We start from the raw sequence: 24,455 nt of genomic DNA, 5'->3' as shown, positions 1-24,455 counted from the left end.
GCAGTATTCAGTTATCAGCGCTCAGTATTCCATAGTAGTATGCTGCGTTTCTTGATTCTAAATAATGATTTAAAAATGTTTAACCAAAAAAAAATGTTTGAAGGTTTCGTATATTGTCAGTTCGAAAAAATATATGATAAAAGAAAAACTACTCTCCCCTTTTCAAAAATTTGTCAATCTTCAAAGTTCCAGTGGAATTCTGTTGTTGGCAACAACAATCATTGCTTTGGTATGGGCCAATTCAGCATTTTCAGAAAGTTATCAATCATTTTGGCAATATGAATTGGGGTTTATCTCAGATAGTTTTGAACTTAAAAAACCGTTGATCCTTTGGGTAAACGATGGGCTGATGGCTATTTTCTTCTTTTTGATTGGATTGGAAATAAAACGCGAATTTTTAATTGGAGAACTCAATTCCACCAAAAAAATCATGTTTCCCCTATTTGGAGCAATTGGAGGAATCGCGCTTCCGGTTCTTATATATGTTATTCTGAATCAAAATCCAGACACACTGAAAGGCTGGGGAATCCCAATGGCTACAGATATTGCTTTTTCGTTGGCAATTTTAAAAGTGCTTGGAAATCGGGTGCCTTTAAGTCTAAAAATATTTCTTACAGCCTTCGCCATAGTTGACGATTTAGGTGCGGTACTAGTCATTGCAATTTTTTATAGTAGCAGTTTGAATTTCGTGTTGTTAGGTTCCGCTTTTGGATTATTAGCTATTATCTATTTCTTGAGTTATAGGGGTTTGTATTTCGAATTTTTAACCATAGTTTCCGGATTCATAGTTTGGTTGTTGTTTTTAAAAGCGGGACTCCATCCTACCCTGGCTGGAATCTTGATGGCATTTGCCATTCCAGTTAGACAAAAAATAAGCACTCACGAGTTTACCGATCAGCTGGAAAGTATCGTGGGAGAAATAAAAGATAGTACCATTCTTCAAAAACCTGTGCTCTCACCAAAACAGTTGGAACTCATAGACGATTTGGATGGTTGGGCCGATAAATACAGATCACCCTTACAGCATTTAGAACACAAACTCCACAATTGGGTGGCTTATTTAATAATACCAATTTTTGCACTTGCAAATGCTGGAGTTGCCATAAACAGTGATGGTGGATTGGAAACGGCTTTAATAGTGAATATTATGATCTGTTTGATTTTGGGGAAAAGTATCGGTATTTCTACAGTTATCTTTTTGGCGAGAAAATTCAAAATCATCGATGTGCCAGAAGATATTACCAACAAACAAATAATAGGGGTTTCATTTTTGGCGGGAATCGGCTTCACGATGGCCATATTTATAGCCAGCCTCGCATTTAACAGCAGTCCAGAATATATAGATTCTGCAAAGATTGGGATTTTGATTGGCTCCTTTATTTCGGCTATTATAGGTTTCGGAATTCTTCGTTTTAATACCGTGAAGGGAAAGTTTGATCATTCTCCTTTGGAAAAAAAGGAATGATGATAATTGCTTTTTAGGGTTTATTAGAATTCAAAGCGATTAAACAGGGCCAATGCGTTCTGCTTATTATTTATTATTCTCCATCACGTAGTTAAGTACTTTTGTCATTAAATGTACCCGATCCTTGCCGCGCACATTGTGTTCGTGCATTGGATACACAAAGAAGTCCATTTGCTTTTCATTCTCAACAAAAGATTTAATCAAAGATAGATCGTGTTGCATAACTACAACGGGGTCTATCGATCCGTGGATTGTCAATAATTTTCCTTTCAAGTTTTGGGTTTTGTTCAGTAAGCTTGCAGTTTCATAGCCTTCCGGGTTTTGTTGCGGTGTATCCATATAGCGTTCGCCGTACATTACTTCATAATACTTCCAGTCAGTTACTGGTCCTCCAGCAACACCCGTAGTGAAAACTCCAGGATTGCGCAACATCATCGATACTGTAATAAACCCTCCAAAACTCCAACCATGCATTGCCAAACGATCTGAGTCAACATAGGGCAGTGATTTTAAATATTCCACACCTACTAATTGGTCTTTCAATTCCTCAGTGCCCAATTGTCTGTGGATAATACTTTCGAAAGCAAAACCTCTATTTGCGGACCCTCTCCCGTCTAAAGTGAAAACGAGATAGCCTTGTTCTGCCATCCATTTCATCCAGAGTGATGCGCCGTCGTTCCATGCGTTTGTGATCAATTGGGCATGAGTGCCTCCATAAACATAAACCAAAACCGGGTACTTTTTATTTGGGTCGAAGTTTGACGGTTTTATTAAACGCGTGTAAAGGTCAAAACCATCGTGCGACTTCAATTTTCCAATCTCAGTGGTTCCTAGTTTATATTCGGCCATTGGATTTTCTGCTTTTACAAGAGCTTGGACCGTTTTTCCTTTGTTGTCCAATACCTGCGCAACGCTGGGTTTTTCGTAATTTGAGTATTGATCGAAAATATATTTTCCATCTGCAGACACACTGGCATTGTGAGTACCGCTAGTTTCGGTTAAACAGGTTTGTTTTCCGTTGGAAATATTTACGGAATACATTTTAGTGTCTAATGGCGATTCGCCCGTTCCAGAGAAATAAACCTCAGTTCCCTTGGTGTTGTTTCCAACTATTTCTTCTGCAACCCATTTGTTATTTGTCAATTGTTTTACAATTCCTTTGGAAGTATTGCACAAATAAAGATTCATAAACCCATCTTTTTCACTCATCCAAATAAAGTCTTCGGAAGAATCGGAATAAAAATAGGCAGGATGTTCTGGCTCTACCCACTTATCGTTCTTCTCTTCAAGAATCGTGCGGGCCAACTTTCCCGTTGTAGCGTCAAAAAGCTGGAGTTTCATATGATTTTGGTCGCGATTCAGCTCGGCAATTAGCACGTTTTTTTCATCAGGCGTCCAAGATAAATTTGTTAGATAATCGTCAACATTTCCTGTGGGGGAAATAAAAACAGTTTGCTTGGTTGACAAATTATAGACTCCTACTTTGGGGCGTTCACTTTTCTGTCCCGCCATCGGATACTTAATTGAATTTAACTCTCCCGGAGTTGGGTTGATGTTCAGCAGTGGATAATCTGCAACCTCGGTTTCATCTTTTTGGTAAAAGGCTAAGAGGTTTCCTCTTGGCGACCAGAAAATGCCATTGGTAATACCGAATTCGCTTCGGGCAATGGCTTGACCTGAAACCATATTTTTATCCGAATTTTTGGTGACAGCTATAGTCGAACCATCAGTTTTCTTAATATATAAATTGTTATCGATGGTATATGCTACGTTTCCAGTTTCGTTTTGAAGCGTGCTGTTTTCTGCGGAAGTGTCAATTTTTGAAATTAGCTGCCCTTTCCTTTGTAAGTAATCATACAAGTAATAGGAATTGTTATCCACCAAATAAAAGGAATCACCATTTTTCCAATCCATTCCTGAGAACCGTTTTAAATTGCTATTTAAACTTTGATTTACTTCGGCAATAGAAAGCTGTTCATCTTGTTTTTTGTTCTCAGCAGATGCTTTTTTTAGCGTAGTTCCATTTTCAAGATAAGTATAGGAAGTAGTCCCGGGAACCCACTGAAATCCTTGAATATTTTGGGGGTAAAATTTACCGTATTGCTCCATTACAGCATCTTTCAGCGTTAGTTCTTTTTGCTGTGCGTTATTATTTACAAAGCATAAAACAAAAAGTAGGACGGCGAAATAATTTTTCATAAGTATATTTTTTGGTGGAAGAAGCGAAATATTCAAGTCTTTTTGGAGGAAGCTAAGATAAAAAACCTTTGCTGTGTTTGAAACATAAGCCCTGAATATTTAAGCTAGCGTTGCAAGGGGATTTTTATAAAAGTTACAACCTCGTCTTTGCTTTTATTGTTTTCAACTGTAAACTCAACATCGTTTCCATACAGCGTTTTCAATCTATCTTGAGTATTTTTTAAACCCGTTCCCTTTTGTAGCAATTCCTCAAATGGTTGTATTAAAGCCTCGCCGTTGTTTCTAATTTCAATGAAAAGGTATTTGTTGTCTTTATAAATTTTCAGATTTACATTTAATTCGGTAGTATCGTATCCATAGCCGTGTTTAAGGGCATTTTCAACCATTGGCTGCAATAGCATATGTGGCACCAATTCATTTTCAACACCAGGTTCAATATTTTTTTCTATGAATAAATGGTCTGAAAATCTGACGGAAATGATGGCGATATATTTATCGAGAAGTGCGAGTTCCTTTTGAAGCTGAATCAAATTCTCATCTTTAAAATCCAAAATATCGCGGAAGAGATCCCCAAAGTCAGCAATTAAGTTTTGTGATTTTTCCTTGTCAATTTCAATCAATGCAGAAATACTGTTGAGGGTATTAAATATAAAATGCGGATGCAGTTGCGCCTTCAACATATTGAGCTTTGCAGTTGCTAAATGGGTCTCTATTTGGGCTTTTTGAATTTCAATATTACGTACTTTTTTTATGTAATAGTAGACGTTTATAATGCCAATCATTGCAAAATAAATTAGAAAATTAACCTCCACCACCGCTACAAAGTGATTAAATGATATATAGCTCGAAGCTTCGGTAAAGGAAGCTTTACCTATTAAAAAAGTTATGACAGCGGTCACAAAAAAGATAACATAGCCAATAAAAAAAGAAAAGAAAAGATGTACCCAAACAATTTTCTTCCACCCTTTTGCGCCCCATTTTTCAAACATTAATTTAGTGAGTAGACTTATGAAAGCCATAAAAACTATAACGACAATCCAATCTATAAATACTCCGTAATTAAACAGTTGCCCCCAACTTAATGGCCCATAACTACTCGTTCCTTTTACTTTCCAATAGCTTTTTTTGAACTGTACCAACAGCACAACTATGGTGTAAAAAACAGCAAGATATTTTAAGAGCTTTATGTCAATATACTTTTTCAGCATCACTTTACAAACCCAGGCTTTTTTGAAATTCTTTTCGATAACTTTTGCTTACACGGAAAAGTGAGCCGTCCTTCATCTTTACATCAATTTCCCCGAAATTTGAATGAATCACTTTATCCAAAAAATTTGTGTTTATAATGGTTGAGCGATGAATTCGAAGCATTTGTTTGCTTTCCATTTCATCCATTATATTTTGAAGCGAATCGCGCAGCACATGTTTTTTATCGAGCGTACAAATTTCAACATAACTGCCGGAAGCAAGGATGTATTGAATTTCCGAATAAGCTATAAATGAAACCGTATTTCCTATTTTTATAGGCAGCTTACTTTTTGAAGTCGTGTTGTTCTTTTCAGTTTTTTCTTCTTCAATATATTCCAATAATTTTTGAAAATTGCTTTCCAAATTATTTCCTGTTTTACTTTTAAATTGCTGCTTGGCTCTTGCCACAGCTTGCTGAAAACGTTCTTTTTTAAAGGGTTTCAACAAATAATCCAATGCAAAAGCATCAAAAGCTTTTACGGCGTAGGTGTCAAAAGCGGTCACAAAAATCACCATTGGTTTTTTATTGGTTTTCAGCTTTTGCAAAACGTCGAATCCACTCATATCCTTCATTTGGATGTCTAGAAAAATAAGGTCGGGATGTAATTCTTCAATAGTCAAAACTGCTTCTTTTCCCGTTTTGCATTGGCCGAGCAATTGCAAATCTTCCATTTCTTCCACCAAAGCGAGTAATCGCTTTCTAGCCAAGGGTTCATCGTCAATTATTAGGCAACTTATTTTCATTGAATTGGACAATCTATTTGAACGTTAAAAGATTTTCAAAAGTAAATGTAGCAAACCTATCAATCATTTTGGCAGAATTATGTGTACCCAACTCCAAAAAAAGGCAATTCAAAACCGCATTTTTAGTATTCACATCAATTATGGAGCTTTTCGCATCTTTTTCACAAGTACTAGACTTTTAGTTTTTCAAAGAAAATCTTGAAATGTAAAAAGATTTTTAAAACAGTTTGTAAGTGTTTCAAAACAATATTCTTCCGTTCACCACATAACCGAAAGCAATGTTGAAGTTTCAAATTAATTTCACACTACATAAGGCATTTAACCACTAAACTCAAAATCAAACCATTATGAAAAAAACAATACTTCTTTTCAGCATTTGTATCGTTATCTTTTTCACCGAAAAAACAAAGGCGCAGTCTTTTGAGGAAACAACTTTTGAAGACATTACCACCACCCCTTCCGCCTCGCGAAGCGCCAATTTTATTGATGTGAATGGTGATGGTTGGGACGATATATTTTTTACGAACGGGCCAGCTGCAGGACAAAACAATATGCTCTACATAAACAACGGCGACGGCTCGTTCACGACTGTAACTTCTGATGATATTGTTTCGGACAACGACCGTTCGGACGGCGCGAGTTTTGCGGATGTTGACAATGATGGCGATTTGGATGCAGTAGTGGTCACTTATGGCAGAAATGGAGTTGGGAGAAAAAATTATTTCTACCGAAACAATGGCAACGGTACTTTTGAATACGAACCCACCAATGCCATTGGAATTCCCCTAACCTATTCTGAAATGATAAATTGGATAGACCTCAACAACGATCAGTATTTGGACGCGTATATCACCAATAGTGTTGTTTCAACACGAAATCTTTATTTTGAAAATCAGGGGGATGGCTCTTTTGAAGCAGTAAGCGGTTTGTCCATTACCAGCGAAACCCTTGCTTCTCGTTCCATAAATTGGATAGATTACGATGGCGATGGCGACAGCGATCTGTTTGTTGCGAATGAAAACAATGCCAACAATTCATTATTCCGAAATGATGGGCCAGATAATTTTACTCAAATCACCAATCTTCCCATTACTCAAAACGGAAAAAACTCTGCGGGCAGTTCTTGGGCTGATGTGGACAACGACGGTGATTTTGATCTTTTTGTTGCCAATTGGGACGGACAAAACAATCAGCTTTTCATCAATGATAATGGAACTTTTGTCGAACAAACAAGTTCTGCTATAGCTGCAGAAACAGGAAGTTCCTTCGGTTCTGCCTTTGCGGATGTAGATAACGATGGCGATTTGGATCTGCTTGTCTGCAACTCCTATTTTACCGGACAAGAAACAAATTCACTTTTCATAAATGACGGAACGGGTACTTTTTCCAAAGACACCAGCAGCAGTTTGGCAAACCACCAAGGAAATACGTTTGGATGTGCCTTTGGTGATTATAACAATGACGGCTGGTTGGATGTAATTTTGGCAAATACACTAAATGAAAACCAAAGCAATTCTTTATTCAAAAATACAGGAAGCGGTAATAATTGGATAAAAATTCGCTGTGTTGGTGATCCTTCAAACGGCTCAGCTGTTGGGGCAAAAGTTAGGGTAAGGGCTACCATAAACGGCAATGAAATATGGCAAACCCGGCAAATTGAAGCCGCCAGCGGATATTGTAGCCAAAACAGTTATACCAATCATTTTGGTTTGGGCGATGCTTCAAATGTTGCTGAAATTGAAATTCAGTGGCCTTCCGGAGCAGTGGAAACTTTTACTGATATTCAAGGTAATGACAGCTATTTAGTTTTTGAAGGGGAAGGGATTCAATTGAGCACAACTTCACAAGCTAAATATGGCTATGTTATTTTTCCCGTGCCAACTGAGGATGTTTTGGTTATCAATTTTCCGAAGGATGAATTGAATTCCAAAATTGAGCTGTTTGATTTGAATGGGAGAAAAGTGAAGGAAGAAACAAATAACAACGCAGTTTCTATGGAAATGGACATAAGTCATTTAAATGCTGGAACATATATTCTAAAAATCACCAATAATAACAAAGTGAGTTCACAAAAAATAATCATTAAATAGAAACCTACTGTTTCTGAATGTTGGTTTGTTAGTAAACGTGTTGAATTTACATATTTGAAATTCAACACGTTTTTGGTATCTTCACTTCTCTAACCAACCATCATTTATGAAACTTTTACGCACAGATTCCACACATAAGGATTTTATTGAATTGGTAAAACACCTCGACGCAGACCTTGCTATTCGCGATGGGGAAGACCATCCTTTTTATGATCAATTCAACAAATTAGATTCTATTAAATATACAATCGTTGCTTATGACGATGACAACAAGCCATTGGGTTGTGGTGCCATCAAACAATTTGAACCAAACGTCATGGAAGTGAAACGCATGTTTGTTCCCCTAGAGCAACGCGGGAAAGGAATTGCATTGAAAATTCTACAAGAACTTGAAACTTGGGCGATGGAATTGGACAACAAAAAATGTATTTTGGAAACAGGCATCAAACAACCCGAGGCCATTTCGCTTTATAAAAAAAGTGGTTATAAATTTATCGATAACTATGGTCAATATGCTGGAGTTGAAAAGAGTGTTTGTTTTGAGAAGCTTTTAAGAAAAGACTAAATGAAGATAAAATCAAATGCTGCCTCATCTGAACTCACATCTCCTTTCTATAAAATAAACGAGGAATTTTGCAGACAATTTGAAAATTATATTGCCATTAAGAATGGTAAAGTAAAAGGAAATTACAACGCTTGGTCTTATTTTATTCAAGGTGAGATAATGGCTCCAAAACCTTGGCATTTAAAATATAAAAAAGCCACTTACACTTCCACAGGAAACTTGATACTTTCTTCTAAAAAACAAAACCTTCTTACCTTAGCAGAATGGTCAATTCCTTGGGCTATATCAAACAATTCTGAGTTTATAATAAGAAAAAAAATAGCGTTGGATTCGCGGAAAAACTTTTCAATAATTTAAAAGGATATAAATTATCAAAAGATTATTTAATAAAAGGCGCTGAAAATAATAATGAACTTATAAAAAACTTACATCAAAAACTCAACACACTTTTTACAACAGGTGAAATCTATTCCATAATTCTTAAGAATGGTATATTGACAATTTCACTTAGAACAGAAAAACATCATTTTGATACTTTTGAAAAATTACTCAAATTGTAACGAAACCATTTCAAGCTAACATCAGAAAATAAATGGTAAAGAAAAAATCTAAAAACACTATAAAACTAAAAGACGCAATAGCCATAGGCATAGGCGGAATGGTAGGAGGTGGGATTTTTGCGGTTTTGGGTTTAGCTGTTTCACTTGCAAAAGGAGGAACTCCAGTAGCCTTTCTATTTGCGGGAATTATAGCCTTGTTTACAGCTTATAGCTATTCCAAACTATCGTTATCATTTCCAGACAGAGGTGGAACCGTACGGTTTGTTAATGAAGGATTTGGTAGAGGCATTTTTAGTGGCGGCATCAATAACGTCCTGTGGATAAGCTACATAATTATGCTCTCCCTTTATGCCAGTGCGTTTGGTTCGTATGCGCCAAATTTAATTTCTATTACTGGCTCCAAAGCTATAGACACCCACATATTTGTGAGCGGGGTGGTTTTATTGGCGACCTTAATTAATTACTATAGCTTAAAAGTTGTTGGCGAAATTGAAAGTCTTGCCGTATTCATAAAACTATTTATTTTATTGGCTTTTGCAGGAATTGGAATTTATGGTCTGTTCGGAAATGCAAATATTTCCCAATTGAATCCCGCAAACTGGGAAAGTCCATTGCAACTTCTTACAGGTGGGATGGTTATATTTGTGGCATACGAAGGTTTTGAGCTTATCGCCAATGCCGTTCCCGATATGGAAAACCAAAAGAAAAATGTTCCTCGGGCGTATTTTATTTCTGTGGGCTTTGTGGTTTTGCTCTATATAATCATAGCCTTGGTAACCGTGGGTTCCTTAAGTTTTGATAAAATTGCTACCGCAAAAGATTACGTTTTGGCCGCCGCCGCCAAACCTATGATTGGGCAGATTGGCTTTACCATTATGACGGTTGCTGCGCTTATTTCAACTTTTTCGGCTATAAATGCTACACTATACGGCGGCAGTAGGGTAAGTTATGAACTTGCAGAAGACCATGAGCTCCCGCATTCCTTTACAGATCAATTTTGGGACAAACCTATAGGATTGCTAATTACGGTAATACTTACATTACTGACGGCGAATTTTCTGAACCTCGAAAGTATTTCAACATCGGGAAGTGCTGGTTTTCTATTAATTTTCGCAGTAGTAAATTATGTAAGTTTTCGGAAAGCGAAAGCCATAAATGCCATTAAGACTGTTAGCTTGATCGGCGCCTTACTGTCGGCCATTGCCTTTGTTGTTTTAATTGTACAACAAACCTCCTCAAACTTTTTGGGCGCAGCCATTTCAGTGGGAATAATCTGCATCTGCTTTATAGTAGAATGGTTTTATAAGAAAGAAGAACCAAAAGACAATCAATAAAATTTTTACATATTTTTTTGGATTTATTCCATTCAATTCATTCTTTAATCGTAATATTGCAATATACAATTTATACAAAGCAATGGGAATTACGAAAACAGAAATATTTACTGAACAACAAAACCAAATTGCAAACTTTGCCAAAGCGTTTGGGCACCCTGCACGAGTAGCCATTCTTCAGCATTTGTTTAAAATAAACGCTTGCATTTGTGGCGACTTGGTGATAGAAATTGGCTTGGCCCAGCCCACCATCAGCCAACATTTAAAGGAACTTAAAACACTTGGTTTGATAAAAGGAAATATCGAAGGCACAAGTATCTGTTATTGCATTCACCAAGAAAGCTGGACCGCTATGAAAACAGTTATGAACCAGTTTCTGGACCAAGACATTGAGAATAAAACCAATTGTTGCTAATTTTTAAACTGCATTATTATGAAACTATCTGAAATCAAAAAACATTTAAATAGTTTGGAACAAATAACGTTTATGCTTCCAAATAACGAATTGGTGCCTACCCACTTTCACGTTACTGAAGTAGGGAAAATAACCAAACACTTTATAGACTGTGGCGGCACGGTACGCAATGAAGAAGTTGCCAATTTTCAGTTGTGGAACGCTAACGATTACAATCATAGGTTACATCCAGAGAAACTACTTAAGATAATTAATCTTTCAGAAAAAGTTTTGGGACTTGAAGATTTAGAGATTGAAGTAGAATATCAAGGTGACACTATTGGCAAGTTTGGGTTGGACTTTGACGGTACCAATTTCCTTCTTACAACCAAACAAACAGACTGCCTAGCTAAAGAAAGTTGTGGCGTTCCTTCAGAAAAACCAAAATTAAAGTTTTCTGAACTACAGGAAACAGGATCAAGTTGCTCCCCAAACTCAGGCTGCTGTTAGTATTGAATACAATTAAAAATGAAAACTATGAAAAACGAACAAGAATTAAAGGATATAGTAAAAGAGCGTTACGCAAAAATTGCTGAACAGGGCAAAGCTGAAAATGCTTCCTCCTGTTGTGGGGCGACAACACCTTCCAATAAAGTTTACAACATTATGATGGACGACTACTCCGAAACGGATGGCTATGCGGAAGATGCAGATTTGGGATTGGGCTGTGGTCTTCCAACCCAATTCGCCAAAATAAAAAAAGGAGATACCGTAATTGATCTTGGGTCTGGCGCCGGCAATGATTGCTTTGTAGCCAGACATGAAACTGGAAGTGAAGGCAAAATAATCGGGGTGGATTTTACGCCAATAATGATTCAAAAAGCCCGTGCCAATGCAGAAAAGTTAGGCTATAACAATGTAGAATTCCGTGAAGGGGATATTGACGCAATGCCCGTTAATAATGACGTTGCCGATGTAATAGTGAGTAACTGTGTTTTAAACCTTGTACCCAACAAACAAAAAGTAATTGCTGAAATTTTCAGAGTTTTAAAACCTGGAGGACATTTTAGTATTTCTGATGTTGTTTTGGAAGGAAACCTTCCTGATACCTTGAAAGAAGATGCAGAAATGTATGCAGGATGCGTTGCGGGTGCAGTCCAAAAAACGGAATACTTACAATTCATAAAAGATGCAGGTTTTCAAAATGTGCAAGTCCAAAAGGAGAAACCTATTGTAATCCCAGATGATATTCTTGAAAAGTATCTTTCTACGCAAGAAGTGAAAGATTTCAACAATGCGGGAACAGGAATTTTCAGCATCACTGTTTATGCAGAAAAGGCTGGAACAAAACTTGAAAACCCAAAGGCGAAGCTTGCTGAAATAAATGATGAACCCTGCTGCTCGCCAGACGGAAATTGTTGCTAGTATGACAGTGATTGAAATTTCAGAAGAAAACTTTCCTGAAGTTACCAGAATTTACGGCGAAGGTTTAGCAACGGGGACGGCTACTTTTGAAACAACCATTCCCTCTTGGGAAAAGTGGGACAGCGGGCATCTTTCCTTTGGAAGAATACTGGCTGTGGAAGAAAACAACTATTTAGGCTGGGCTGCCCTCTCCCCCGTTTCCAGCCGCTGCGTTTATGGCGGCGTTGCCGAAGTAAGCGTTTACGTTTCCGAGGCGGCAAGGGGAAAAGGGGTTGGAGAATTTCTTCTGAAAAAATTAATTGAAATAAGCGAAGCCAATAATATCTGGACATTACAATCTGGAATATTTCGGGATAACGTTGCTAGCCATAAATTACACATGAAGTGCGGTTTTCGAGAAATTGGATATAAAGAAAGAGTTGGCCAATTAAAAGGCGTTTGGAAAGACAACGTGCTTATGGAAAGGCGCAGTAAAATAGTTGGAATATAAAAATAACATGCCAAATGAAACTATTGAAACCTATACAAGAATACATTAAGACCCTTGACACAGTAAGCCTTTCTGAGGAACGAAAAGCCATTTTACATCCTCTTATAGCATACATAAACTCCAAGACACAGGAAGAGCAAATAATTCAGTTGAATTTTATTTGCACCCACAATTCAAGGCGTAGTCATTTGGCACAGGTTTGGGCGCAGGCTATGGCCTCATACTTCAACATACCGAATATTGCATGTTTTTCTGGAGGGACTGAAGCCACGGCTGTTTACCCAATGGTAATTCAAACTTTGGAGAAAGCAGGGTTTCAGATTTCCATAGATATTTCAGCGGAAAATCCTGTTTATCACATAACATTCACGACAGACAAAACGCCTCTGCTTGCTTTTTCAAAAAAATATGATGATGATGCCAACCCTAAAAGTTGCTTTGCAGCAATAATGACTTGTTCACAGGCTGATGCCGGGTGTCCATTTGTTGCAGGATCGGAAAAAAGAATTTCTATTATGTATGAAGATCCAAAAGTTTCAGACGGAACCTCAGAGCAAAAGAAAGTTTATAAAGAGCGCAGCGAGCAGATTGCGACCGAAATGAAATATGTATTCTCACAAATAAATTCATAAAATGGCGACTCCCAAAAAATTAAGCTTTCTTGACAGCTACCTCACACTTTGGATTTTCATTGCAATGTTTTTGGGTGTTGGAATTGGTTATTTTGTTCCTTCATTTCCAGACATTCTAAATTCATTCAATAGCGGCACTACAAATATTCCCATTGCAATCGGGCTGATTTTAATGATGTACCCGCCACTTGCAAAGGTAAATTATGCCCTTTTGCCAAAGGTTTTTAAGGATGTAAAAGTACTTTCCATCTCCTTAATTTTAAATTGGATTATTGGTCCCGTTTTAATGTTTGTGTTAGCAATTACATTTTTGCGTGATTATCCAGAATATATGGTAGGCCTTATTTTAATTGGCCTTGCCCGTTGCATAGCGATGGTTTTGGTATGGAACGATCTTGCCGAAGGAAGCATCGAATATGGCGCAGGTTTGGTAGCGCTCAACAGTATTTTTCAGGTGTTTGCCTATAGTTTTTACGCTTGGCTTTTTATTACCGTATTGCCTCCCTATTTTGGGTTTGAAGGCGCTATTGTAGATATTTCCATAGCAACCATAGCCGAAAGTGTGGCAATTTATTTAGGTATTCCTTTTGTCCTCGGCATTTTAAGTAGGGTCATTTTAGTGCCGTGGAAAGGTGAAGAATGGTACACAACCAAATTCATTCCTGCCATTTCACCCATTACGCTTATAGCTTTGCTATTTACCATTGTTGTGATGTTTTCATTGAAAGGAGAATTGATAGTGGAAATCCCAATGGATGTGTTGCTCATTGCGGTACCCCTACTAATTTATTTCAGTTTAATGTTTCTTATTGGGTTCTTCTTTTCAAAAGCAATGGGTACGCCTTATGACAAAACCGCCTCCATAGCATTTACCGCGGCGGGAAACAATTTTGAATTGGCAATTGCCGTGGCCATAGCAGTTTTTGGGTTAAATTCTGGGCAAGCTTTTACTGGGGTTATTGGTCCTTTGGTTGAAGTTCCGGCACTAATTTTATTGGTTCGAGTGTCATTTTGGTTGCGGAAGAAGTATTTCAGGAAAGAAACATTTTAGTAGTACTCCTAATCTGAGTTTTGGCTTTGGTTGAAAAAAATGTTTTATTTTGGCGGGATGAAACCGAAATTAAAAGCCAAACTATTCAGATTCAGCTTTCTGCTAAATGCTTTTATTTTTTTGTTAGGCGGATTAAGCCTTTTAGAAGAAGGTAAATATGCGCTTGCTATCCTCCAGTTTGTTACTGCGCTTTTCAACCTTTTTATGTTGCTGAAAAGAATTTCTCCAAAAAGGCGCATTACACTAAACTACATTATACTTATTCTCAATATCCTCGTGGCCGCTAGTGTTGCTTTGGATTATTATTTTATGGGAAAAGAAAAGATTAAGTATTTATGGTTTTTCGCTGCTTTTATGTATACTGTCGCACTTATTGTAAAGGTGCGGAAACAACGCAGTAGACAACAGTTGTAAGTAACCACATCCACCTAACAAAAACAATCATTATGAATTGGGAAGAAGAAAATACCACTATTTATAAAGTAGTAGTAAATCATGAGGAACAATACAGTATTTGGCCCGCAGCCAGAGAAAATCCGTTGGGTTGGAATGATGCTGGAAAAACAGGCTCCAAGGACGATTGTTTAAAATATATAGAAGAAGTATGGACCGATATGCGTCCCTTATCTCTTCGTAAAAAAATGGAAGACTTGGAGAACGACACCCCCAATTAATTACTTTCTACCACTATTTTACTTTTAGTGTGCGCATTAATTTTTGTTTAAGCATTTCGTCTATGTTTACGGCGTTGCACTTTTTGCTATTTCTTTTCTTCAATTTTTATCTTTTCGATTGGGGTTTGAGGAAATACGATGGAATCCTTGTGAATTTTTAAAAGCATTGAACTTTTACCTCTGTTATTACTTAAGCCACTTTAAAACTGAATCTTTTCTGAAGTAAATAGCTGTAAGTTACGGTTACAATTACGGTTAGCAAGCGTGAAGGTGTAGGATAGAATTCCAGCACATCAACCAAGATTTTCATACAAACATAGCTCAGCAGCAAGGCGCCCATCCCCACAATAAAATATCTAAAAAACTGAACCTTCCACGTTAGATTTGAATCTTCAAAAGTGATAAACTTGTTCAATAAAAAGCCTGTAGTGAAGGTAATGGGAAACACAAAAAAGAGAGAAGCAATGTGAGGGCTCAAGACCACAAAATAAAGATCGATATTCTGTTTGTGGAAAATAAAATGGAAAAAAATAAAATACAAGCAAATATCAAAAACCAGATTACTTCCTCCACACACCGCATACCGGTAAGTCTTTAAAGGTAACCAAGGCCGAAACAAAAAATAGAAGGCGTCAATAAATTTAATAATGCTTTTTCCCATACCGAATAGGCCGCAAAGGTAATCACAAGATTAATGTTTTGATCATTCTCAAGCAAAACATACAAAGTTATTACAAGCAAAATTTTACTTAAAGTCAATCCAAATACTCATTTTAAAATCAATTCCTTCCTCAAAAAAAAATAATTACACATAACAGCCTAATTATCAGATAAAAGGCGTGATGCTATTTTAAAACTGAATGATTTATTTCCTAATTTTAGTTGACTAAATTAAATCAACAAAAACTATGAAAACACAACTTTTAAGCCTGGCCGTTCTTTGTGTTCTGGCCGCTTGCAATTCCGAAAAAAAGGAAAAATCAACCGCAAAAATCTATGAACCCAAAATGGCTGAAGTAAAAGTGTCGCAAGTTAAACGCGGAGAGATGCTTGTTAGTGCCGTTGGCTGCAACGATTGCCATTCCCCAAAAAAAATGACGGACAAAGGCCCTATTTTAGATCCTGACCGTTTGCTTTCGGGACATCCTGCTAATGAAGTGTTGGGAGCTTATGACATGGAAACTGCAAAATCATATCTTCTTTTTTCCCCTGGACTTACGGCTGCTATTGGGCCATGGGGCACCTCGTTTGCCGCAAATCTAACTCCAGATGACACGGGCATTGGCAGTTGGACAGAAGCACAATTTCTAACCGCCATTAAACACGGAAAGTACAAAGGGATGGAAAATAGCAGATCTTTGATGCCGCCTATGCCTTGGCAAACTATCTCTCTTTTACCTGATGAAGATTTAAAAGCCATGTTTGCCTATCTAAAAAGCATAAAACCAGTTTCTAATATTGTCCCCGCGCCAATCCCCCCGAAGGCTTGATCGCGTTTGTCAATTTACCATCGCAAATTAGTAAAATAAAAATACCGTCATTTTATCACTTTCGAGCTAACTCGATTTCGTATAAAAGACGGTATTGTTTAGAATAAGGAGTTCAAAAAGAAGAAATATTATCTTCTACCTCTACTCCTATTGTTATTTTGACCTTGAGAGTGATTGGTTTTCTTAGCCTGGTTATTTCGCCCACGGCTGTGCCGTTGTGCTTTTTCCTTTTTCTTTTCCTCCTCGGCGGCTTTTACTTCAGCCATTGTTTCGGTGGGTTGAAAATCTGAAAGAATTTTAGGCTGAAGGCGTTCGCCAATCAACTTTTCAATATCTTTTAAATAACCAACCTCATCAAGGCTCACCAAAGAAAGTGCTTCCCCACTGGCTCCAGCTCTTCCGGTACGACCTATGCGGTGTACGTAATCTTCAGAAATATTTGGAAGTTCAAAGTTTATAACATGTGGCAACAAAGGAATATCCAAGCCACGAGCGGCGATATCAGTCGCAACCAAAACACGTACTTTTCCTTCCTTAAATCCGGAAAGTGCTCTTGTTCTTGCGCCTTGGCTTTTATTTCCGTGAATTGCAGCAGAAGTAATTTTCGCCTTTTCAAGCTTTTCGCTCAAACGATTGGCGCCGTGTTTGGTTCGGGTAAAAACCAAAACCTGTTGCCAATTCCCTTCGGAAATAAGTTTTATAATCAGATCCGTTTTTTGGGCTTTATCAACGCGGTAAACGGTTTGTTCAATTTTCTCAACAGTAGTATTTTCAGGCGTGGCTTCCACCAAAACGGGATGGTGCAGAAACTCATTGGCCAGTTTCTTTATTTCTTTTGAAAAAGTAGCTGAGAAAAGCAGATTCTGTCTTCTGGAAGGCAGCAATGCGAGTATTTTTTTAATGTCACGCAGAAAACCCATATCGAGCATTCTATCGGCTTCGTCCAAAACAAGGATTTCCACTTTTGAGAGCGTAAGTGCACGCTGATTAACCAAATCCAACAAACGTCCAGGTGTGGCTACCAAAATATCCACCCCATTTCGCAATGCTTTAATTTGTGGATTTGCGCCCACACCACCAAAAATCACGGTGGAACGCAGCTCTGTAAATTCGCTGTATTCCCTAAACTCATCCTGCACTTGTGCAGCGAGTTCACGGGTTGGGGTAAGTATCAATGCACGAACGGGTCGCTGGCGCAAAGAAGGTTGATTGTTTAATATTTGCAACATTGGCAATGCAAAACCCGCAGTTTTCCCACTTCCAGTCTGTGCGGAGGCAAGTACATCTTTTCCTTCTAAAATTAAAGGGATTGCTTTTTGTTGAATTGCCGAAGGCGTTTCATATCCTTTTTTGCTGATTGCTTTCAGCAGGGCATCGGACAGCCCAAGTGATTTAAATGACATATATATTTTAGATTGTTGGAGCGCTTAGCTTATGGAATCTTCGATTTGTAGAATCTGAAAACTTTACGCTTTGTATTTTTTAGACCGCTGCGCTTGGAGATAGTATATCGCGGCGCTTTTAGATTTCGGTCTTTTTAAAAACCATTAAAACTAAGAAGACGGTTTTAATAAGCGGCGAAGATACGGCTAATTTTCTGCGTGGGGGATTTTAGTGTTAAAATGAAACGATTTGTGAAAAATTTTTATTGTAACTTTCGGATAACTAAAATATTATGAATTACCCGACATCTCGCAATACGTCGAAAACCGAAAGGAAAAATCGAATATTGAAATTTTCCGAAAAATGCTAAGACGAGTAGTTGAACAGATGTTTGCAATTAATTTAATAGTTTGAATTAAAAATGAGAACGATAAAGATTTTTATTGCTTCTTCTTCTGAACTTAAAGAAGATCGGGATGATTTCGAAATTTTTATAGGTAGAGAAAATAAACGGCTAGTAGATAAAGGCATCTTCCTTGATCTGGAATTATGGGAAGATTTTCTTGATCACATTTCTAATAGCCGACTTCAGGATGAATATAATAATAAGATAAAAGAATGTGATATTGTTGTTTGTCTCTTTTTTACAAAACTGGGGAAATACACGGCCGAAGAATTTGATACTGCTTATGAGCATTTTAAAATTAAAGGCAAGCCGAAAATATGGACTTATTTTAAAAATGCACAGATAAATACAGGTTCAATTACCGAAGAAATAAATACGTTATTAGCCTTCAAGGAAAAGATAAGCAGCCTCGGCCATTTTTATACTGAGTATTCCAATATTGATAACCTGATAAATCAATACAGGTCACAATTGGATAAATTCCTGCCTCAGTTTGAGCAAGGAAACAACATAGAAGTCAACCCAAATAACGAAACGAGCTCAAAAAAAATAATCGAAGAGCCTATTAAAAATACCTTCAACGAAGTTCTTACTAAAAGATTGATTGAAGCCATTAGGGGTTACGACAAAAAAGCGAATGATTTTTTGTCCACATATAGTGATTGGGAATCAAATCCCGACCTTATTCCCACAGCAAAGCGAATTATTATTTCAGGCTATGTAGGTGTAGTGGGTGTCCAACTTCGAAAGCTAATGTCCATTGGGGAGGAAGATTTTTCAGACAATAAGACGAAAAGATATCTCGAAAACTGCCAGCTCACTACAATAAGGGCTTTACAGCTTATTTGTTATGCACTCATCTCAACTTTATGGGATAATCAAATCAATAACAAAACCAAACTTTCCCAAGTTCAGACCAATACTTTGGTGAAATTTTTTAAGAATGCGGCAGAAGAGAACATTAATGGTTATACGGAGCTCTTAAAAATACTTTTGGAAACTTTTTCTGAAAACAAATTGGAACTTCCCATTCCCCAATTGAAGGAACTTCTACCCAAGCTAGAGCCCGAAACTAGTTTCCATAAAGCCTGTTCCAATCTGAATGCACTGACCCAGCTATTGGTGGATTCTTCTTATTCTACTACTGATTGTAGCGAAGCAGAAAATAATCTCGCTCTGGTTTTAGAAAACCTTAATTTCCTTGCTGAGTACAGAATGATTTCCATCAAAGACATTAATTTCGACCAGCAACGTAACGACAGAGAAGGACTTTACCTGCATAATTACACCTTATTGGAAGGCGATAGCCAGGCAAACAATAATAATCAGGGAAGAGTTAGAAAGGAAACAACACCTGTTATTTCCAATGCGGTTTTGCTTTTTAAAGACAACTACCGTCAGAACATAAATATGGTCCCCTTCATAATTGATTATAATGGTCTGGCCGATTCCGGAGGTTCAAAAATTTGTTTTTATTCATTCTGCAACACTTATGACGACCTCAACCTTAATTACAATTTTATAGAAGATAACAGTAAGGTAACCATCAAAAAATCCAACAACCCTAAGCCTGACGACAAGGACACGCGCAAGATAAACACATGGTTGGCAAAGAAAGAGAACCGGAAGGATATGAATTTCGACAATGTTTTCCATCTGTTTTATGAAGCCAAAAAAACACTCACAGGGATTGAAGAAGAGACCGTAGACGATATATTTTAAAAGATTTTATTTACATAAAAGCAGAAAATTATGAAAAAATATCCCTTTAAATTTTTGGATTCCTATAACAGGGAGGACAGGGGTATTTTTTTCGGGCGGGATGAAGAGATCGCCGCGCTTTACGAAATGGTTTTCCAGTCATCAATTATACTTGTATATGGTGCATCGGGCACAGGTAAAACAAGCCTTATTAATTGCGGACTTGCAGGCAAATTTCAACCGCACGACTGGCTGGCATTAATGGTGCGCAGAGAAAATAACATAAATAAGTCATTAGAAAAAGTGCTGAATGATGCCGGCGGCAAAATATCCTCATTAACCGAGGAATTTAACTGGTCCGATGAATGGTCTGATGACGTTAAAAAAACTGCACCCCAACTTACTCCAATCGGGAAGTCTATCAAGGCCATTTATCAAAAATCTTTCAGGCCTGTTTATCTGATATTCGATCAGTTTGAAGAACTTTTTATCTTAGGTTCTGCCTCCGAACAGGAACTCTTTATCCAAACCGTTAAGGATATTCTACAATCGGAACAACCGGTAAAAATGATCTTTGCCATAAGGGAAGAATACTTGGGGCATTTATTCGAATTTGAGCGGGCTGTCCCACAGTTACTTCAAAAAAAATTGCGAATTGAGCCAATGAATCTTGAAAAAGTAAAGCAGGTAATTATTGGCGCTGCCGAACATGAAGACTCCAACATTAGCATAAAACAAGGGGAATCGGACCAAGTAGCAGAAGGAATCTTTGACAAGATAAAAGGCAACGAAAAATCACGTACCATACAATTGCCATTCCTACAGGTGTTTCTGGATAAGTTTTACCTGAAAATTACCGAAGATAAAAAGCGCAAGGCGGAAGCTGAGTTTAATGTACAGGCTCTTAATGAAATGGGAGAGATTGGGGATATCCTTGTCAATTTCTTGGAAGAACAGGTTAGCAGCATTTCGCAAAAACTTAAGGGAAAATACCCTTCTTTGAATGTGGATCGTACTTGGGCTATTTTATCACCGTTTTCTACCTTAGAAGGTACCAAGGAACCTATTAACAAAGAGGAATTGTATGAGCGGTTACCGGACTATGATACCGGACTAATCGATGATGTGGTTGATGCTTTTACCAACAGCCGTATCCTGCGCTATAATGAAGGTGCAGATATGTTTGAAATAGCTCATGACGCTCTAGCCAAACCTATTGCTGAAAAAAGGAGTGTGGAAGAAACTGCCCTGCTAGAAATAAAGCGGTTGATAGAAAGCCAGGTGGCCGTTAAAGAAGAAGCTCGAGAATATTTTACAGAAAAGCAATTAGTATTTATAGAACCCTATGTTGAAAAATTTAATGTGGGGGAAGAAGAGCAGAAATGGATTACTAAAAGTGAAGAATTTAATAAACAAACCCATAATAAGGAATTAGTAAAAACAAGGAAACGATTGCGAACATTGTATAGTCTTTTAGGTGGCGCTATGATTGCATTGGTTGTTGCTGTGGTTTCTTATTTTAATTCCAAAGAATCTGAAGATATAGCAACAAAAGCATTAGACCAATCTAATACAGAACAGCAGGCAAGAACAAAAGCACAGTCAGCCAAAGATGCGTATGAATTTAAGAGTCTCGAAAGCAGAGCCAATATCATATTGGAAGTTAATGGCTGTCCTAGTGCAATTGTTAAGAAAATGGATTCACTTTTAGCGCTCCACAGTAATAATCTTCAATGGCAAAAGAAAATAGATTCAATAAAGATTGTCCAAAAACAAAAAAACTGCAAATGAAACACATAATAATTTTTCTCTTTTGCATAGCATTCCACGTAACTTGTTTGGGACAAAGTAATTATGGTCAATCCATAAAGAATTATGATGAAGCTATAGCAAAAGGGGATGCTGCAGTGGATAAAGAGCAATTCAATGAAGCTATCAACTATTATTTTGCGGCAGAGGCCTTTGATCCAACTAAAAAGGATTCAGTAAAAGCAAAAGTGAACAGAGCATTTGATGCCATTGAAGCCTTGCGCAAAAAGGCCGAAGCCGATAAAACCCGTGCAGAGAATGCAGAAAAAAATGCGAAGATCCAAACCAAAAAAGCGCATAGCCTTACTCTCTCAGCATATGCTAATGAACAGCGTGATAAGAATCCTACGGTTGCCTTACGATTGGTTGAAGAAGCTATCAAGATAAAAGATGATCCTCGTTACAAAGAACAAGCAATAGATATTTTTGCGGATAGGGAGAGTATGTTTTACAAAACGATTGTTGGTGAATTGAATGATGAACTAGTTGATAATAATGCTTATACCAGGCATACATTTTCTAAGGATGGCCTATTATTGGCTATGGCAAACTCCATAGGAGATATAATTATATGTGATTCCAACGGCCTCATAAAGAATAGACTAAAAAGATTAGATTCTTCAAATGTCAATGCGCTGGCCTTTTCCAATGATAAAACAAAGCTATTCATAGGTACTGAAAAAGGAAATTACTATTCCAAACTAGATGAAGAAAAATCCCTATATCCGTTGGCAACAAACCGCGACTTCTTCGGAGAATATGGCAAAGCTATATTCCACCCAAATGATTCTGTAATAATTCAATACAACAGTCAAGGTAAGATTTTTGCAATGACTCTTGGGGGAGAAAGTGCTTACTTGGATATCGAATCACAAATTTATAATGACGGTCGAGATTTATCTAAAGATAATTATAAAAATGTCAAACGATTTTATTCTTTAGGGTGGACCTTTTCAGATGATGGAAAAGAATTGTTTATTACCCATAATACATTAATGGCATTAAGTTTAGATCTGAACTTTTACAGAGGTCGTTTAACCTTTAAAGTTAATTATGTTTATAGCTATGATGAAGCTTGTAATAGGGACTTTTTACCACCAGAAAATTATGATGCCAATCGATTGAAGGATGAATTTGGACAGGTCTTAGATGTTTCTAGTGATGGTAATAAAATCATTACCACAAGCACATTTGGTAATGATTTAAAATTATTTTTATTTAAAGATACCACAGCAATTTCAAGAAAATCAGATTTTTATTATTCACCAAATACTCCCAATCATCAAAAAATAATTGATGAAATTATTCCTCTAAAACTTTATGGCAATCACCAAATTACAGCTCTGGCATTTTCTCCAAATGGAAATAGAATAGTTACTGGAACTAACGGTTTTGAAGGTGGAATAATCGAGTTATGGAATATATTTGGTGAGAGAATTTATAGCTCCAAGACACAAAGACAATGGTTTAGGAACTTGACTTTTGTGCCGGAGGAAAATGCAATAATATCTGTTGGACAAGATGGATTTATAAAAAAGTGGGCATTAAAAGAAAGTATAATTGGGGAATATACTCATCAAAAACGTGATGAGTACCATTATACACCTGAAAATTTAGCGTTTGCCAATTCTCCCGATGGGAAGAAACTCGCCACTCTGGATGATAATGATACTATAATTATCTGGAATATAAATGGAACCGAAATTGGGCGTATAGAAGATGATTTTGTTAGGAAGATTAATTTCCTCAGGTTTTCTCAAGATAGTAGATATCTTTTAGGAATGTATAATAGCGATCATAGTGATGAATTTGCCATTTGGACGGTTAGTGAAGAACCACAGCCAATAAAGTTTATTGAAAAGCATTGGGAAAATGGAGACATTGCTTTTTGGCAACTATCGCCGGATGGAGAAATAATCGTCTTTGGGTATGGCGATGGGCGCATAGAATCATACAATATGCAGGGAGAAAAGTTAAATGATTTTCCATACCATAAATCGCCTATTGTTGACATTAGGTTTGCCCAAGACAGGGAATTTTTTATTAGTATTGCAGAAGATGATGATAATGTAATCTTATGGGATTATAAAGGAAATATAAAGCAAGTGATTCAAGTGTGTGATGGACAAGAAACAGTAGAATGGTATGCCGATATATCGGCCGATGGTCAAACGATAGTGACAGGATGTGATAAGCAAATAAGACTTTGGCACAATGGTTCATCGACGGTATTTAAATTTATGCCGAAATGCGTAATTTTTTCCGTAAACATTTCTCCAGACGGATCGGTTATTTATTATACTTATTACGATTTAGAATCGAAAGCTAATATTAGAGTATTGGATCATAAATTAAATATATTGAAAACAATAGAAAATATCGGTACGGAAAAGGGACATCCATTCTTTTACGCAAACAAAAAACTATTCTATTATGACACGTCTAATAACGGGATTTGGTATGATATAGAAAAAAACGAGATAGTGAATAAATATTTTAAGGTGTCTAACGAGAGACAAGGATTTAGTCCTTGTACTAGTATGTCTAAAAATGGTGAATATATTTTTGAAATTGAGAAGAATACGGTTTACTTAATTAAGCTTAGGTCATATGAGGAATTTATCAAAAGTGGTTTACTGGATGAATTGACTCCGGAGCAAAAAAAAGAATACAACATCGATTAAATAAAATGAATTATTGAAATTAATTTTATTTAATCGCTGTAACTACTTTTCCGTTTAAACCGCCTTGATTTCTCAACTAAATCCTTAGTGAAATTAACAGATAATCTATTG

Annotated in this window: 22 protein-coding genes; 17 read left to right on the top strand and 5 right to left on the bottom strand. The window is 37.0% G+C overall.

Going from position 1 to position 24,455, the window contains the following annotated elements; genetic code table 11:
- The first annotated feature begins 133 nt into the window (after positions 1 to 133).
- Positions 134 to 1,465: a Na+/H+ antiporter NhaA gene (gene nhaA / locus ESU54_RS13215; RefSeq protein WP_111844132.1), complete on the top strand. Its 1,332-nt coding sequence runs from the start codon at positions 134 to 136 to the stop codon at positions 1,463 to 1,465.
- Positions 1,466 to 1,531: 66 nt separating this feature from the next.
- Here nhaA and ESU54_RS13210 read toward each other — a convergent pair whose 3' ends face one another.
- From ESU54_RS13210 to ESU54_RS13200, 3 genes are all read right to left on the bottom strand, one after another.
- Positions 1,532 to 3,664, bottom strand: coding sequence for a S9 family peptidase (locus ESU54_RS13210; RefSeq protein ID WP_111844168.1), 2,133 nt, complete (start codon positions 3,662 to 3,664; stop codon positions 1,532 to 1,534).
- A gap of 104 nt (positions 3,665 to 3,768) precedes the next feature.
- Positions 3,769 to 4,872, bottom strand: a complete 1,104-nt coding sequence (locus tag ESU54_RS13205; protein WP_111844131.1) for a sensor histidine kinase — start codon at positions 4,870 to 4,872, stop codon at positions 3,769 to 3,771.
- Positions 4,873 to 4,876: 4 nt separating this feature from the next.
- Positions 4,877 to 5,656: a LytR/AlgR family response regulator transcription factor gene (locus ESU54_RS13200; protein ID WP_111844130.1), complete on the bottom strand. Its 780-nt coding sequence runs from the start codon at positions 5,654 to 5,656 to the stop codon at positions 4,877 to 4,879.
- Positions 5,657 to 6,003: 347 nt separating this feature from the next.
- On the opposite strand from ESU54_RS13200, the gene ESU54_RS13195 reads away from it, so the two are divergent.
- The 12 genes from ESU54_RS13195 (at position 6,004) to ESU54_RS13140 (ending at position 14,871) form a co-directional block, all read left to right on the top strand.
- Positions 6,004 to 7,746: an FG-GAP-like repeat-containing protein gene (locus ESU54_RS13195; RefSeq protein WP_111844129.1), complete on the top strand. Its 1,743-nt coding sequence runs from the start codon at positions 6,004 to 6,006 to the stop codon at positions 7,744 to 7,746.
- A 106-nt stretch (positions 7,747 to 7,852) separates the two neighbouring features.
- Positions 7,853 to 8,311: a GNAT family N-acetyltransferase gene (locus ESU54_RS13190; protein ID WP_111844128.1), complete on the top strand. Its 459-nt coding sequence runs from the start codon at positions 7,853 to 7,855 to the stop codon at positions 8,309 to 8,311.
- Positions 8,312 to 8,668 (top strand): hypothetical protein, encoded by a 357-nt coding sequence (locus tag ESU54_RS18120; protein WP_235004565.1) that lies wholly within the window; start codon positions 8,312 to 8,314, stop codon positions 8,666 to 8,668.
- A 235-nt stretch (positions 8,669 to 8,903) separates the two neighbouring features.
- Positions 8,904 to 10,205, top strand: a complete 1,302-nt coding sequence (locus ESU54_RS13180) for an APC family permease (RefSeq protein WP_111844127.1) — start codon at positions 8,904 to 8,906, stop codon at positions 10,203 to 10,205.
- Between the two features lie 82 nt (positions 10,206 to 10,287).
- Positions 10,288 to 10,620: an ArsR/SmtB family transcription factor gene (locus ESU54_RS13175; RefSeq protein WP_111844126.1), complete on the top strand. Its 333-nt coding sequence runs from the start codon at positions 10,288 to 10,290 to the stop codon at positions 10,618 to 10,620.
- An 18-nt stretch (positions 10,621 to 10,638) separates the two neighbouring features.
- Positions 10,639 to 11,109 (top strand): DUF6428 family protein, encoded by a 471-nt coding sequence (locus tag ESU54_RS13170; RefSeq protein WP_111844125.1) that lies wholly within the window; start codon positions 10,639 to 10,641, stop codon positions 11,107 to 11,109.
- 27 nt (positions 11,110 to 11,136) lie between these two features.
- Positions 11,137 to 12,024, top strand: a complete 888-nt coding sequence (locus tag ESU54_RS13165) for an arsenite methyltransferase (RefSeq protein ID WP_111844167.1) — start codon at positions 11,137 to 11,139, stop codon at positions 12,022 to 12,024.
- On the top strand, positions 11,984 to 12,514 hold the full coding sequence (locus ESU54_RS13160) for a GNAT family N-acetyltransferase (RefSeq protein WP_235004564.1): 531 nt from the start codon (positions 11,984 to 11,986) through the stop codon (positions 12,512 to 12,514). The genes ESU54_RS13165 and ESU54_RS13160 overlap by 41 nt, the downstream gene beginning before the upstream one ends.
- A gap of 14 nt (positions 12,515 to 12,528) precedes the next feature.
- Complete coding sequence (locus ESU54_RS13155; protein ID WP_111844123.1) at positions 12,529 to 13,146, top strand: low molecular weight phosphatase family protein; 618 nt, start codon at positions 12,529 to 12,531, stop codon at positions 13,144 to 13,146.
- Position 13,147: 1 nt separating this feature from the next.
- Positions 13,148 to 14,197: an ACR3 family arsenite efflux transporter gene (gene arsB / locus ESU54_RS13150; protein WP_111844122.1), complete on the top strand. Its 1,050-nt coding sequence runs from the start codon at positions 13,148 to 13,150 to the stop codon at positions 14,195 to 14,197.
- Between the two features lie 39 nt (positions 14,198 to 14,236).
- On the top strand, positions 14,237 to 14,611 hold the full coding sequence (locus ESU54_RS13145; RefSeq protein WP_111844121.1) for a hypothetical protein: 375 nt from the start codon (positions 14,237 to 14,239) through the stop codon (positions 14,609 to 14,611).
- A 32-nt stretch (positions 14,612 to 14,643) separates the two neighbouring features.
- Complete coding sequence (locus tag ESU54_RS13140) at positions 14,644 to 14,871, top strand: MbtH family protein (protein WP_111844120.1); 228 nt, start codon at positions 14,644 to 14,646, stop codon at positions 14,869 to 14,871.
- A 190-nt stretch (positions 14,872 to 15,061) separates the two neighbouring features.
- Here ESU54_RS13140 and ESU54_RS13135 read toward each other — a convergent pair whose 3' ends face one another.
- A complete protein-coding gene (locus ESU54_RS13135) occupies positions 15,062 to 15,532 on the bottom strand; it encodes a GtrA family protein (RefSeq protein ID WP_111844119.1) in 471 nt (156 codons plus the stop codon).
- Between the two features lie 247 nt (positions 15,533 to 15,779).
- Here ESU54_RS13135 and ESU54_RS13130 point away from each other — a divergent pair, with 247 nt between their 5' ends.
- The gene (locus ESU54_RS13130) at positions 15,780 to 16,361 is read left to right on the top strand and encodes a c-type cytochrome (RefSeq protein ID WP_111844118.1); all 582 of its coding nucleotides are present in this window, start codon (positions 15,780 to 15,782) and stop codon (positions 16,359 to 16,361) included.
- A 128-nt stretch (positions 16,362 to 16,489) separates the two neighbouring features.
- On the opposite strand, the gene ESU54_RS13125 is transcribed toward ESU54_RS13130, so the two are convergent.
- On the bottom strand, positions 16,490 to 17,764 hold the full coding sequence (locus ESU54_RS13125) for a DEAD/DEAH box helicase (protein WP_111844117.1): 1,275 nt from the start codon (positions 17,762 to 17,764) through the stop codon (positions 16,490 to 16,492).
- Positions 17,765 to 18,165: 401 nt separating this feature from the next.
- Here ESU54_RS13125 and ESU54_RS13120 point away from each other — a divergent pair, with 401 nt between their 5' ends.
- The 3 genes from ESU54_RS13120 to ESU54_RS13110 are packed head-to-tail and all read left to right on the top strand — an operon-like array spanning position 18,166 to position 24,344.
- The gene (locus ESU54_RS13120) at positions 18,166 to 19,872 is read left to right on the top strand and encodes a hypothetical protein (RefSeq protein WP_111844116.1); all 1,707 of its coding nucleotides are present in this window, start codon (positions 18,166 to 18,168) and stop codon (positions 19,870 to 19,872) included.
- 30 nt (positions 19,873 to 19,902) lie between these two features.
- Positions 19,903 to 21,642, top strand: a complete 1,740-nt coding sequence (locus tag ESU54_RS13115; RefSeq protein WP_111844115.1) for an ATP-binding protein — start codon at positions 19,903 to 19,905, stop codon at positions 21,640 to 21,642.
- A complete protein-coding gene (locus ESU54_RS13110) occupies positions 21,585 to 24,344 on the top strand; it encodes a WD40 repeat domain-containing protein (RefSeq protein WP_111844114.1) in 2,760 nt (919 codons plus the stop codon). Before ESU54_RS13115 ends, ESU54_RS13110 begins: the two co-directional genes overlap by 58 nt.
- Positions 24,345 to 24,455: the final 111 nt, after the last annotated feature.

It is taken from the genome of Aequorivita antarctica, assembly GCF_007997155.1.
Classification (GTDB): Bacteria; Bacteroidota; Bacteroidia; order Flavobacteriales; family Flavobacteriaceae; genus Aequorivita; species Aequorivita antarctica.
The sequence above is the reverse complement of the archived record's forward strand: the minus strand, read 5'-3'. Positions and strand labels throughout refer to the sequence as shown.